This is a genomic window from Bradyrhizobium sp. LB13.1 (genome assembly GCF_054056815.1).
Genome location: NZ_JBSRYQ010000001.1, coordinates 7589387 through 7602211 on the forward strand (window position 1 = coordinate 7589387; position 12825 = coordinate 7602211).

Below are 12825 nucleotides of genomic sequence, written 5' to 3' on the forward strand. Positions count from 1 at the left end.
GGTCAATGAAATGGGTATCCATATTTGCCACCGGCGCGCATCGGCACTTCTCCCGGTGCGAGCGCAGGCAAACGAATTTATCTCGCGATGAGTTCAACGCCGGTGCGCGGCCGGCCATGGTACTGTCCGCTCCATAAGCAACAGCTGACAGGGAGGCCCGATCATGGCGGAGGTTCTGAAGGGACGCACCGCGCTCGTCACCGGGGGCTCGCGCGGAATCGGCGCTGCGGTCTGCCGTGCGCTGGCCGAGGCCGGCGCGGCCGTGGCGATCAACTGCCGCGAGCGGATCGGGCAGGCCGAGCAACTGGCGGATGAGATCGGCAAGCGCGGCGGCCGCGCCATCGCCGTCGCTGCGGACGTATCGCAGCGCGAGGCCGCGACCGCGATGGTCAACCGCGTCACGAACGAGCTCGGCCCCATCGACATCCTCGTCAACAATGCGGGTATCGCCATCACACGCGGCATCGACGATCTCACCGAGGACGATTTCGACCGGACGATTTTGGTCAACCTGAAATCCGTCTTCCTGTGCACGCAGGCGGTGCTGCCGACGATGCGCGCGAAGAAATGGGGCCGCATCGTCAACATCTCCTCCGGTGCCGCGCGCGGCGCCGGCGCGATCGGGCCGCACTACAACGCGTCCAAGGCCGGCCTGGAGGGCCTGACGCGCGGCTATGCGGCGCGGCTGGTGAAGGAAGGCGTCACCGTCAACGCAGTGGCGCCGTCGCTGATCGAGACCGACATGATGAGTGGCCAGCCGCAGCTCGTCAGCCGCATCCCGCTCGGCCGCTTCGGCACGGCGGAGGAGGTCGCGAAGGCCGTGATGCTGCTGGTCGACAACGCCTACATGACGGGGCAGACGGTCGCGCTCAGCGGCGGCATGGCGTTCAATTAGGGGCAGCACTCGCAGCGAGCTCCCCCTTCACTCTCTCCTCCAGGACGGGGCTATCGCATATGAAGAAAAACGTGGCGGGGAGCTCGCCTGCGGCCATCCTTCGAGACGCCCGCCTCACGGCGGGCCCTCAGGATGAGGTCGCGTTTCGCGGCGAGATGATCCTCATGGTGAGGAGCCCGCCAAAGCGGGGCGTCTCGAACCATGCAGGCCGAGCACGTCCCGCGACCTCAGAGCCCCTCTCCCCGCACGAGCAGGACGAGGAAGACGAGAGAGCGTCACCACATCGTCGCGGCCGCGCGCTCCGGCCAGATTCGGTCATACTCCGCACCGCCGATCTTGTTCTCGCTCATCTCGGCGAGAATCTGCCCCGGTGTCGGCAGCGTCTTGGGGTCGATACGCTTGTCGGGATTCCAGAGGTCGGAGCGGACGATGGCGCGGGCGCACTGGAAGTAGATTTCGTCGACCGTCATCACCATGACACTGCGCGGCGCCTTGCCTTCGACCTTGAACGAGGCGAGCAATTCGGGATCGATGGAAAGATGCGCCCGGCCGTTGGCTCGAACTGCATTGCCGGAGCCGGGGATCAGGAACATCAGCGACACCCGCGGGTCGCGCACGATGTTGCGCAAGGAATCGACGCGATTGTTGCCGCGGCGATCCGGCAGCATCAGCGTCTTCGGGTCATGAATGCGGACGAAGCCGGAGAGATCGCCGCGCGGCGAGCAGTCGATGCCCTCGGGTCCGATGGTGGCAAGCGCGGCGAACGGCGCCTTTTCGATGAAGACCCGATAGAGCGGGGTGACGTGGTCGGCGACTTTCACGGTCGACGCGTCGTTGGTGACGCCGTAGATAGCCTCCAGCTGCTCGACCGTTTCGATCACCGACATTCCAGCCTCCTTGGTGCGCCGGCCGCTATTCGTGCCAGCATTCATTCCTGATCACGCGCACGAGATGGCGGCTGTGATATTCGGCGCTGCCCGCGTTGAGGATGGTGACATCGGCATTGTCCGACGCGTCGACGCTGCGCGACAGCCTCTCCGCGACGTTGCCGTCGCTAATGCGCGCCCGAGCGGCAAGCCGCTGCGCCAGCACATCCGGCGGCGCCGTGATCGCGACCACGACGACGTTTGCATACGCTTGACGCAGTGCGCCAATGATGGTGCGTGAAACGTTGATGACGACAGCGCGCCCGGCACGGATATCGTCGTTGATCTCAAGCGGCAAAGCGTAGGAATGCCCGTGCGCCTCCCAATGCACGGCAAAATCGCCGTGCTCGCGCGCGCGCCGGAATTCGTCGGCGCTCACCGCGACATTGTCCTCGTCAGCGGAGGATTCGCGCGTCACGACACGGCGCGGAAAGACGACGTCGCGATCATCGACACAAGCCGCCTGCGCGAGCCGCAGCAAGGTGTCCTTGCCGGCGCCGCTGGGGCCGACCACGAGCACGAGCCGCCCGGGTCCAATCCCGCCTGTCGCGTCCTGCGCCATGGTCACAGTCTCGCTCATGCGACACGGCTTCCTTCGCGCCAGACGCTGCGGACGACGGGAACACTGCCCGCGACGTGCACGCGGATCAGATCGGCGCGCTTGCCGATCGCGACCTCGCCGCGATCGGTGAGGCCAACCGCTTCCGCAGGCGCCTTCGTCACGGTGCGAACCGCCGCCGAAAGGCTGATGGCGGGCACGTGCTCAGGCAAATGCAGCGCAGCCATCAGGAGGCTCGAGGGAATGTAATCCGACGACAGAATATCGAGCAGGCCTTCGCGGGCGAGATCGACCGCGGCGATGTTGCCGGAGTGCGAGCCGCCGCGCACGACGTTCGGTGCGCCCATCAGGATGTCGATGCCGGCCTGGTGCAGGCTGCGCGCGGCCTCCAGCGTGGTCGGGAACTCGGCGACCGAAACGCCATCGCGCAGGGCGTCCGCGACGTTTTCCTCGGTGGTGTCGTCATGGCTGGCGAGCGGGATCTTGTACTCATGCGCCAGCGCCACGATCTCACGCATGTTGGCCGCGGCATAAAGCTTCTGATATTCGAAGCGCTTCGCGAACAGCTCGTCGAGCTCGGCATCGGTCTTGCCGCCACCCTTGCCGCGATAATAGTCACGCAGCTTGACCTCGTCGCGGAACTGGCGCTGGCCGGGCGTGTGGTCCATCAGCGACATCAAGCGGACGTCAGGACGGTCGATCAGCTCCTTGGCCTCCTCGACCACGCTCGGCATCGGGATTTCGCAGCGCAGATGCAGGAAGTGGTCGGCGCGCAGCAATTTGGCATCGCGCGCGGTCGCGATCGCGGCGGCAAGCACGCCAGCGCGGCCATCGACTTCTTCAGCGCCGTCCTCGCGCCAGACCCGGAGCGAGTCGAACACCGTGGTGATGCCCGATGTCGCGAGCTGGTCCGTCATAGGAGACGACGGCAGCAACCGGATTCCAGAACACTTTTGGCCGCGGCACGTAATGCGCTTCGAGATGGTCGGTGTGGAGCTCGATCAGGCCGGGCATGATCAAATCGCCGCCGGCATCCTCGGCACCCACGGGCGCCCTGCCCTCGCCGATCTCGGCAATACGTCCGTCCGCGAGAGCGAGCCAGCCCTGCTCGATCACCCGTTCCGCCAGCACGATCCTGGCGTTGGCGATCACGACGTCGTTCGGCTTGGCCTTCATTTCCCTCTTCCTTCAGGCGGCGGCGGCAAAACTGGTGACGTCAACGATGCGGTCGGCAATCAGATGACGGATTTCGTCGTCATGGACAATGGCGACCATGGCGACGCCCCGGCGTTTCTTTTCGGCGACCAGCTCAACCACCACGGCGCGGTTGGCGGCGTCGAGCGAGGCGGTGGGCTCGTCCAGCAGCAGGATCGGCAGGTCCGAGATGAAGCCGCGCGCGATGTTGACGCGCTGCTGCTCGCCGCCGGAGAAGGTCGCGGGCGGAAGCTGCCAGAGCCGCTCGGGGATATTGAGACGATGCAGCAATTGGCCGGCACGGGCTTGCGCCTCCGCGCGCGCCAGGCCGTTGACGATCAGGGGCTCGGCGACCACATCGACGGTCGCGACGCGCGGCACCGCGCGCAGGAACTGGCTGACATAGCCGATGGTTGCGCGGCGGACGTTGAGGATCTGGCGCGGCTCGGCCGTGGCGAGATCGATCAGCGCGCCGCGATGGCGGATGCCGATGCGGCCGGAGTCGCAGCGATAATTGCCGAAGATCATCTTCAGGATCGACGATTTCCCGGCGCCTGACGGCCCCGAGAGCACGACGCATTCGCCGGGATCGACCTGGAAGGTCACGCCGCTGACGACAGGCAGCTCGATGCCGCCCTGCAGGTGCATCGTGAAGGTCTTGTTGGCATCGGTGATGTCAATCATGGCGGTCATTGCAAGGCTCATGCTGGAAAGGCCCACGCTGGAAAGGCTCATCTCGGAAAGCTCATGGCGGCAGAATCGAGGAGACGAGGAGCTGGGTATAGGGTTCCCGTGGGTCGTCGAGCACCTGGTCGGTGAGGCCGGTCTCGATGACGCGGCCCCCCTTCATCACCATCACGCGGTGCGACAGCAACCGCGCGACCGCGAGATCGTGGGTGACGATGATGACGGCGAGACCAAGCTCGGCGACCAGGCTGCGCACGAGGTCGAGCAGGCGGGCCTGGACAGAAACATCGAGCCCGCCGGTCGGCTCGTCCATGAAGACGAGACGCGGCTCGGTGACGAGGTTGCGGGCGATCTGGAGACGCTGGCGCATGCCGCCGGAATAAGTGCGAGGCGCATCGTCGATGCGTGCGATGTCGATCTCGACGCGGGTCAGCCAGTCCGACGCGGTATCGCGGATGCGGCCGTAATGATTCCACCCCACCGCCATCAGCCGCTCGCCGACATTGGCGCCGGCCGAGACCGCCATGCGCAGACCCTGCGCGGGATCCTGGTGCACAAAACCCCAATCGGTGCGGAACAGGAAGCGCCGCTCGGCCTCGCCCAGGGACGCGAGATCGCGCGTGACCCCGTCACGCATCCGGTAGGAGACGTGCCCACCGCTGGCCGCGAGCTGACCCGACAGGAGCTGGAGCAGCGTCGACTTGCCCGAGCCGGATTCGCCGACGATCGCCAGCACTTCGCCGGGATAGAGCGAGAACGACACATCGCGGCACGCGGCGATACGGCCATAAGATTTGCTGAGTGACTTGGCGAGGAGCAGGGGCTGGTCGTTTTCGCGCATGTCGGGATCAGCCAAGTCTTGATCAACCATGTGAGCCCGCCTTCTCCTTGTACGGCGCGGCGCTCAGGCTGCCGTGATGGCCCGCGGCCTGGCGGCCCTCGCAATAGTCGGTGTCGGAGCAGACGAACATGCGCCCGCCTTTGTCGTCGGTCACGATCTCGTCGAGATAGGAATTTTCCGCCGCGCATAGCGCACAGGGCGCGTTGAAGCGATACGGCTCGAAGGGATGGTCTTCGAAGTCGAGCGACACGACCTGCGTATAGGGCGGGATCGCATAGATGCGCTTCTCGCGGCCGGCGCCGAACAATTGCAGCGCCGGGCAATTGTCCATCTTGGGATTGTCGAATTTCGGCGTCGGCGACGGGTCCATCACGTAGCGCGCGTTGACCTTCACGGGATAGGCGTAAGCCGTCGCGATATGGCCGAAGCGGGCGATGTCCTCGTAGAGCTTGACATGCATCGGGCCGTATTCGGCGAGCGCATGCATGCGCCGCGTCTCGGTCTCACGCGGTTCGAGGAAACGCAGCGGCTCCGGAATCGGCACCTGATAGACCAGCACCTGATTCTCGTGCAGCGGCGTCTCCGGGATGCGGTGGCGGGTCTGGATCACGGTTGCATCTTCCGTCGCCGTCGTCGTGGCGACGCCGGCGGTCTTGGCAAAGAACTTTCGGATCGAGATCGCGTTGGTGGTGTCGTCGGAGCCCTGGTCGATCACCTTCAGCACGTCCTGGGGCCCGAGGATCGCAGCGGTCACCTGCACGCCGCCGGTGCCCCAGCCATAAGGCATCGGCATCTCGCGGCTGGCGAACGGCACCTGATAGCCGGGGATCGCGATCGCCTTGAGGATCGCGCGGCGGATCATCCGCTTGGTCTGTTCGTCGAGATAGGCAAAGTTGTAGGCGGGCGCGTTCATTCCGCGGCCTCCTTCATGGCGTCGGGCGCATTGGGATCGGCGAATGCTTCAGAAAACTCCTGGCGCAGCTTGCGCAACAGGCCGAGCTCGGACTGGAAGTCGACATAATGCGGCAGCTTCAGATGCTCGACGAAGCCGGTCGCCTGGACGTTGTCCGAATGCGACATCACGAATTCTTCATCTTGCGCCGGGGCGAGTGCCTCTTCGCCGAGTTCGCGCGCGCGCAACGCGCGGTCGACCAGCGCCATCGACATGGTCTTGCGCTCACTCTGGCCAAAGGCGAGACCATAACCGCGGGTGAAGCACGGCGCTTCCGTCGCAGAGCCCTTGAACTGGTTGACCATCTGGCACTCGGTCAGTTCGATCGAGCCGAGCGGCACGGCGAAGCCGACGTCTTCCGCCGAAAATTCGACCTCGACCTCGCCGAAGCGGATCTCGCCGGCGAAAGGGTGATTGCGGCCATAACCACGCTGGGTGGAATAGCCCATCGCCAGCAGAAAACCTTCGTCGCCACGCGCGAGGTTCTGCAAGCGCAAGTCGCGGTCCGCCGGGAAATTCAACGGCTCGCGGGTGAGGTCGCCGACGTTGGCGCCTTCCTCGGCCTGCGGCGAGGATTCGATAAGGCCGTCGCGGCCGAGGATGTCGGTCACCCGCGGCGTTGGCACTGTCGATGCTTCGGCCGTCGCCGGCGCGTCCGGCACAAAACCTTCGGCGAGCGAGGGATCTAGCAGGCGGTGGGTATAGTCGAAGGTCGGACCGAGGATCTGGCCGCCGGGAATGTCCTTGAACGTCGAGGACACCCGCCGCTGCACCCGCATCGCGCCGGTCTCGACCGGCTCGCTGGCGCCGAAGCGCGGCAGCGTGGCGCGGAAGGCGCGGACCAGGAAGATCGCCTCGATCAGATCGCCGCGCGCCTGCTTGATTGCGAGCGCCGCGAGCTCGCGGTCATAGAGCGAGCCTTCGCTCATGACGCGGTCCACGGCGAGGCCAAGCTGCTCCGAGATCTGGTCGAGGGACATTTCCGGAACGCTTTGGTCGCCGCGCCGCGCACTGGCGAGCAGGCGATGGGCGTTCTCGATGGCGCGTTCGCCGCCTTTGACTGCGACATACATGCGGCTAGCTTCCCTTGTTCACGACACGCGTGGTGCGGGGGATCGCAACCACGGCGTCATCGGCGACCAGCACCACATCGGTGCCGCGCGGAAACAGCGTCTCATTGACGCGCAGGCGCTCGAACAGGTCGAACGGCCTGATCGAGGCCTGGAGCGTCGCGACACCGTCGATGCCGGGGCCGCGCAGCTCGAAGCTGCGCCCCGAGGCCAGGCTCTCGACCTGAAGGATCAACGTGGTCGAACGATCCGGATATTCGCTGGTGCCGAGCGCGAAGCGCTCGAGCGAAGGCAGCGCTCCGCCGTCGCTGATCAGCGCGAAGCCTGCGATCGAGGAATCCTGCACGACCGGCGCGCCGGTGTGGAACTTCAGCCATTTTGTCACGTCGGTGCTTTCCGACATGCGCGCATCGAGCCAGAGCGGCGTGTCGTGGTCGAACAGCGTCAGCGCGATCGCGGCGGTGCCGCGCATCATGATATGAGGCGCTCCTGATGTCGGCACGATGCGCTGGACCGACCCCGGCCGCGCCATCGCGTCCATGACCGAACGAAAGGTCGATTGCGCCGACAGCACCTTGTCGGCGAACCCCGGCGGCAGTTCCGCAATCGTGGTCATGATCTCACCCTTCACCGCGCACCATGGTGTAGAAATCAACCTTCGTCGCGGCGGTCTCGGCCGCCGCCTGCTTACGCCTGACCATAAGCTGCTCACGCAACGGCGCGATAATTTCCCGCTCCACCGCGCCGCCGAAATCGCTGGACTGCACCAGCGCATCGCATAGCGCGATCAGCCGCGCCTTCTCACCGTCGCGACCGAGCGTGTAACCGAAACCGACCTCGCCGCTCGCGAGCCTGATCGCGGCGCGCGACACCGTCGCTTCGCCGAGATTGAACGGCGCACCGTCGCCGCCGACCCGGCCGCGCAGCATGACGAGGCCATTTTCCGGCGCACGCAAATCCTGATGCGCCGGCAGGGCGAGAGCGCGGAGGCGAGCGGCGATCTCGCCCGCCTCCGCGTGCGCCAGCACGGCCATTGCGGCCTTGCGCCGGGCTTGCTGATTGTTGTGCTGGGTCACCAAATCCACCGAACCTGTTTGCCGAACTTGCCGAATCCAAGTTGTCTATGATACTAGACAACTTGATACCGGAGCGCCATGACTGTTTCGTGACAAGGGCGTGATTTCTGGAGTAGCTTCCCGGCCACATGAGCATGCAGGATACAGCCTCCTCCGGCGTCGCCTTGTGGCGCCTCGTTGCCGACGGCATCGAGCGCGGCATCGCCGACGGCCGCTTTGTGGCCGGCGACAAGCTGCCGGGCGAGATGGAGATCGCTGAAACCTATCGCGTGAACCGCCACACAGTGCGGCGCGCGCTGGCCGCGCTTGCCGAGCGCGGCATCGTGCGGGCCGAGCGTGGCAGCGGAACCTATGTCGAGGCGCAGAAGCTCGCCTATCCGCTGCGCTCGCGGACCCGCTTCTCCGAGATCGTCGGCGCGGACGGCCGCGAACCGCATGGCCGGTTGATCGAGGCGTCCGATGATGCCGCGACCCGCGAACTCGCGCGGGAACTTGGATTGAAGGCCGGCGCACCACTGGTGCGGATCGAGGCGATGCGCCTCGCCGACCGCACGCCGATCTGCGTCTCCACCACCTGGCTGTCGGCGGAATTGTTTCCGGGGGCGGGCAATGTATTCGCCGCGACGCGCTCGATGACGAAACTGCTCGAGCATTACGGCGTCCGCGACTATCGTCGCGGCGCGACCCGCATCACCGCCGGCATCGTCGACGCAACCGACGCCGCACGGCTCGATCTGGCGCTGGGACGGCCGATTCTGGTGGTCGACGCGACCGACCATGACCTCGACGGCAAGCCGCTGGTCACCAAGCATTCGCGCTTCGCCGCGGAGCGGGTGGAATTTTTGGTGGAGTCGTAGCAACCATGAAATGGAGGCTACGGTGTCTGCGATTAAGCCACCGCCCTTCGCCCGATGATGGCGAAGCGGAGTTTTCCCGAGACGAAATCGATCGCGGCGACCGCGACCAGAATCATCAGGATCAGGAACGACACCTTCTGCCATTCCAGCACGCGGATCTGCTCGGCGAGCTGGAGCCCGATGCCGCCGGCGCCGACGATGCCGATGATGGTGGCCGAGCGCGTATTCGACTCGATGAAATAGAGCACCTGACCGGCGATCACCGGCAGGACCTGCGGCAACAAACCGAAACGGATCTCGTGCAGCGCACTGCCGCCGGACGCGCGGATGCCTTCGACCTGCTTCTGGTCGGCGCCCTCGATCGCCTCCGAGAACAATTTTCCGAAGGCGCCGAAATCGGACACGGCTATGGCGAGCACGCCGGCAAACGGGCCGAGCCCGACCACGTTGATCCACACCAGCGCCCAGATCAGGGTATCGACGCCGCGAATCGAATCCAGGAAACGTCGCACCGGGAAGCGCAGAATGCTCGACGGCACCACGTTGCGGGCGGCCAACAGGCTGACCGGAAGCGCGAACACGGCCGCAAGCGTCGTGCCGAGCAGCGCGATCGACAGCGTCTCGCCCAGCGCCTTCAGATAGATCGGCAGCGACGAGCCGGGATCCGGCGGGATCATCATCAGGCTGATCCAGCCGAGCTGGTTCAGCCCTGCGAAAAACCGCGACGGCGAGAAATCGAGATCGACGAGGCCGTAGACCAGGATCGCGAACGCCGCGACGATCATCGCCGGCATCGCAAGCCGCGCCGAGGCCGGCCGGTCGAACATTTCAGGATAGCGCGCGCGAAGCGCTACGGTGTCGATCTCCTGCCGCCCCGTCACGTCCGCGTCTCCCTGCCGAACAGCCGGCCGCGCAGCCAGCCGGTGCTGATGTCGATGACGAAGACCGTGACGATGATGGTGAGCAGGATCGCGCTGACGTCCGAGTAATAGAACTTGCGGATGGCGACGACGAGCTCCTGGCCGATGCCGCCGGCGCCGACGAAACCCATCACCGAGGCTTCCCGGACATTGACCTCGAAGCGCAGCAGCGCGTAGCTGGCATAGCCCGCGGTCACCTGCGGCACGACGGCAAAGCGCATGCAGGAGAGCCAGCTCGCACCGGTCGAGCGAATGCCTTCGACCGGCTTCATGTCGGCGTTCTCGACGATCTCCGAGAACAGTTTTCCGAGCGCGCCGGTGGAGTGGATCGCGATCGCGAGCACGCCGGCCATCGGCCCGAGCCCGAAGGCGATCACGAAGATCAGAGCGAAGACGATACCGGGCACGGTGCGGGCGAATTCGAGCAGGCGGCGCACCGTGAAGCGCAGCCAGGGCGACGGCGAGGTGTTTTCGGCCGCGAAGAAGTTGAGCGCGAAAGCGAACGTTGCACCGATCAGCGTGCCTACATAGGAGATCAACAGCGTCTCGCCGAGCATCCTCAGCCATTTGCGCCAGCCCCACAGCCACTCGCCGACATCGGTCCAAACCCGCTGGCCATTGTCGAGCGCGAAGATGCGGTCGAAATAGCTGAGGAAGTTACCGTAATGGGCGAAGAGGGTGCGCAGGTTCACTTCCGCGCCGATCGCGGCGAGAAACAGTGCTGCAGCGAAGATCACGGCTCCAAACAGGAGTCGCAGCCGCTTGCGCGCGACCGCCTGGCGATAGGCGGCGTTGAGCACGGCGAGCTGCTGCTCGGGGAGGATCGAAACCGCGACGGTCATCTGGCCAGGAAAAATGGTCGATCAAAGAGAAAGAGCCGGGTCCATCGACCCGGCTCCAATGCCATCATCCTGAAATCAGGACGCCTTCTTCTTACGCAGTGCATCGACGAACTTGATCAGCTCGATCGTGCCATCCCAGTCCTTGGTGGTGGCGGGATGAAAACCCTTCTTCTGGCCATCCTGGAGGCGATCGAAGGCCGCCTTGTCCTTGGCGGGCGCGTCGAAGAACGCCTTTGCGATGGCCGCCTTCGCCTCTTCCGGCAGGTCCGAATTGTAGGCGTAGGGGCCGTTGATGATCGGGTCCGACTTGTGGATGATGCGGAAATCGTCCTTCTTCATCGGCGGACCGTCGGCATTCTTCAACATGCCCTTGGTCAGCATCTGCGCCAGCGTCGAATCGTCATCGCTGGTCCACTGGTTGGCCGCAACGTCGACGGTGCCCTGCGCGAGCGCCAGGATCGCATTCTCATGGCTGCCGGTGAAGACGACCTTGCCGAAATAGGTGTCGGCGTCCGCGATGCCCATCTTGTCGAGCTCGAAGCGCGGCACGTTGTTGCCGGAGGTCGAGTTCGGATCGACGAGGCCAAGGTTCTTGCCCTTGAGCTGATCGACGCTCTTGTAGGGGCTGTTCGCCTTGACGAAGAACACCGAGTAGTAGCCGGTCGAGCCGTCCGCGTTGATGTCGTTGGCGAAGGCGTCGGTCTTGACGCCGGTCAGGCGGGCGCGGGCGAACGAGGCCGAGCCATAGCTCGCGATATGGATGTTGCCGGCGCGCTGGCCTTCGATGACGGCGGCGTAGTCGTTGGCGATGCGCAGCGTGACCTTCACGCCCAGCTCCTTGGAGAGATAGTTCATGAACGGCGCCCAGCGCTCGGTAACGCCCGAGGCGTTTTCCGCCGGAATGACCGCGAAGGTCAGTTCGGGATATTTGGCTTTCCAGTCGTCGGCGGAGGCTGAGGTCGTGAACGCGAGCGCGGCGGCGCCGGCAAGAACTAGTCTACGAGTGATCATGATAGCCTCTTCATCGGTTGGGGTCGGTTGACGCAAGAACTGAAAACAAAACAAGCGCGGCTCAGGCGGCGGCCGCCGTTCCAAGTGCCGGAACGCCCTGGGGCGCCGGCACGGGCATGCCGCCCATGATTTCGGCGGCTTCGAGATCGTAGAGCTCGCGCGCAACGTAATCGGTCAACTCAGCCGGCGCGCCGTCGAACACCACGCGGCCCTGCGCCATGCCGATCAGGCGGTCGCAATAGCTGCGCGCCAGATCGAGCGAGTGAAGATTGCAGAGCACGGTGATGCCGAAATGCTTGTTGATGCGCAGCAGCGCATCCATCACGATCTTGGTGTTGCGCGGGTCGAGCGAGGCGATCGGCTCGTCGGCGAGGATGATGTCGGGCTGCTGCACCAGCGCGCGGGCGATCGCCACGCGTTGCTGCTGGCCCCCGGAGAGCTGGTCGGCACGCTGGGCCGCGAGCGGGGCGATGTCGAACTGCTCGAGCGCGGACATCGCCAGCGCCTTGTCCTGCTCGGGCCAGGTCTGCGTCAGGGAGCGCCAGGTCGGCATCGTCGCGAGTCGCCCCATCAGCACGTTGGTGAGCACGTCGAGCCGGCCGACCAGGTTGAACTGCTGGAAGATCATCGCGGAACGTGCCCGCCACTGCCGCAACGCCTTGCCGCGCAGCGCCGTGACGTCGATGCCGTCGAACACAATGCGGCCTTGCGTCGGCGTCGCCAGGCGGTTGATGGTCCGCAGCAGGGTCGACTTGCCGGCGCCGGATCGCCCGATCACGCCGACGAAGCCGCCGGGGGAAACTTGAAACGAAGCGTCGTCCACCGCGGCTTTCACGCCGAAGCGACACGTCAGACCTTCAACCACCAGCATGCAGGGCTCCAGAGTAGCTTGGGCCCACCGCTAACGCCGGCGCTTGACACTTGTGTGACACGCGCGTTGCGGTGCGGCGATCCTACACACCTCATCGCCTGTTCATCCCCTGTCATCGCGTCGT

At 65.4% G+C, this 12825-nt stretch carries 14 protein-coding genes and 1 pseudogene; 2 read left to right on the forward strand and 13 right to left on the reverse strand.

Annotated features, from left to right (window positions below):
* The first annotated feature begins 163 nt into the window (after positions 1–163).
* Positions 164–895 carry an SDR family NAD(P)-dependent oxidoreductase gene (locus ACVWYI_RS36880; RefSeq protein WP_247351344.1) on the forward strand — a complete coding sequence of 244 codons (732 nt, stop codon included), beginning with the start codon at positions 164–166 and terminating at the stop codon, positions 893–895.
* 275 nt (positions 896–1170) lie between these two features.
* Here ACVWYI_RS36880 and ACVWYI_RS36885 read toward each other — a convergent pair whose 3' ends face one another.
* The 9 genes and pseudogenes from ACVWYI_RS36885 to phnG all read right to left on the reverse strand — a co-directional run bounded on the left by ACVWYI_RS36885 (position 1171) and on the right by phnG (position 8158).
* Entirely contained in the window at positions 1171–1782 is a 612-nt protein-coding gene (locus tag ACVWYI_RS36885; protein WP_247445285.1) for a pyridoxamine 5'-phosphate oxidase family protein, read from the reverse strand.
* A gap of 25 nt (positions 1783–1807) precedes the next feature.
* A complete protein-coding gene (phnN, locus tag ACVWYI_RS36890; RefSeq protein WP_456664427.1) occupies positions 1808–2401 on the reverse strand; it encodes a phosphonate metabolism protein/1,5-bisphosphokinase (PRPP-forming) PhnN in 594 nt (197 codons plus the stop codon).
* A pseudogene (locus ACVWYI_RS36895) lies at positions 2398–3556 on the reverse strand (alpha-D-ribose 1-methylphosphonate 5-triphosphate diphosphatase). Before ACVWYI_RS36895 ends, phnN begins: the two are co-directional and overlap by 4 nt.
* Before the next feature lie 12 nt (positions 3557–3568).
* The gene (gene phnL, locus ACVWYI_RS36900; protein WP_456664428.1) at positions 3569–4267 is read right to left on the reverse strand and encodes a phosphonate C-P lyase system protein PhnL; all 699 of its coding nucleotides are present in this window, start codon (positions 4265–4267) and stop codon (positions 3569–3571) included.
* A 52-nt stretch (positions 4268–4319) separates the two neighbouring features.
* Positions 4320–5132 (reverse strand): phosphonate C-P lyase system protein PhnK, encoded by an 813-nt coding sequence (phnK, locus tag ACVWYI_RS36905; protein WP_456664429.1) that lies wholly within the window; start codon positions 5130–5132, stop codon positions 4320–4322.
* Complete coding sequence (locus ACVWYI_RS36910; protein WP_456664430.1) at positions 5125–6015, reverse strand: alpha-D-ribose 1-methylphosphonate 5-phosphate C-P-lyase PhnJ; 891 nt, start codon at positions 6013–6015, stop codon at positions 5125–5127. The genes phnK and ACVWYI_RS36910 overlap by 8 nt, the downstream gene beginning before the upstream one ends.
* Positions 6012–7127 carry a carbon-phosphorus lyase complex subunit PhnI gene (locus ACVWYI_RS36915; protein ID WP_456664431.1) on the reverse strand — a complete coding sequence of 372 codons (1116 nt, stop codon included), beginning with the start codon at positions 7125–7127 and terminating at the stop codon, positions 6012–6014. The genes ACVWYI_RS36910 and ACVWYI_RS36915 overlap by 4 nt, the downstream gene beginning before the upstream one ends.
* A gap of 4 nt (positions 7128–7131) precedes the next feature.
* Entirely contained in the window at positions 7132–7740 is a 609-nt protein-coding gene (phnH, locus tag ACVWYI_RS36920) for a phosphonate C-P lyase system protein PhnH (RefSeq protein WP_456664432.1), read from the reverse strand.
* Positions 7741–7744: 4 nt separating this feature from the next.
* Positions 7745–8158: a phosphonate C-P lyase system protein PhnG gene (gene phnG / locus ACVWYI_RS36925; RefSeq protein WP_247351357.1), complete on the reverse strand. Its 414-nt coding sequence runs from the start codon at positions 8156–8158 to the stop codon at positions 7745–7747.
* Positions 8159–8328: 170 nt separating this feature from the next.
* On the opposite strand from phnG, the gene phnF reads away from it, so the two are divergent.
* Positions 8329–9057, forward strand: coding sequence for a phosphonate metabolism transcriptional regulator PhnF (phnF, locus tag ACVWYI_RS36930; RefSeq protein ID WP_247351358.1), 729 nt, complete (start codon positions 8329–8331; stop codon positions 9055–9057).
* Positions 9058–9089: 32 nt separating this feature from the next.
* Here phnF and phnE (ACVWYI_RS36935) read toward each other — a convergent pair whose 3' ends face one another.
* From phnE (ACVWYI_RS36935) to phnC, 4 genes are all read right to left on the reverse strand, one after another.
* Entirely contained in the window at positions 9090–9938 is an 849-nt protein-coding gene (phnE, locus tag ACVWYI_RS36935; protein WP_247351359.1) for a phosphonate ABC transporter, permease protein PhnE, read from the reverse strand.
* Complete coding sequence (gene phnE, locus ACVWYI_RS36940; RefSeq protein ID WP_247351360.1) at positions 9935–10819, reverse strand: phosphonate ABC transporter, permease protein PhnE; 885 nt, start codon at positions 10817–10819, stop codon at positions 9935–9937. Before phnE (ACVWYI_RS36940) ends, phnE (ACVWYI_RS36935) begins: the two co-directional genes overlap by 4 nt.
* Positions 10820–10894: 75 nt before the next feature.
* Positions 10895–11830 (reverse strand): phosphonate ABC transporter substrate-binding protein, encoded by a 936-nt coding sequence (phnD, locus tag ACVWYI_RS36945; protein WP_247351361.1) that lies wholly within the window; start codon positions 11828–11830, stop codon positions 10895–10897.
* Between the two features lie 61 nt (positions 11831–11891).
* Complete coding sequence (phnC, locus tag ACVWYI_RS36950; RefSeq protein WP_456664433.1) at positions 11892–12701, reverse strand: phosphonate ABC transporter ATP-binding protein; 810 nt, start codon at positions 12699–12701, stop codon at positions 11892–11894.
* Between the last annotated feature and the right edge of the window lie 124 nt (positions 12702–12825).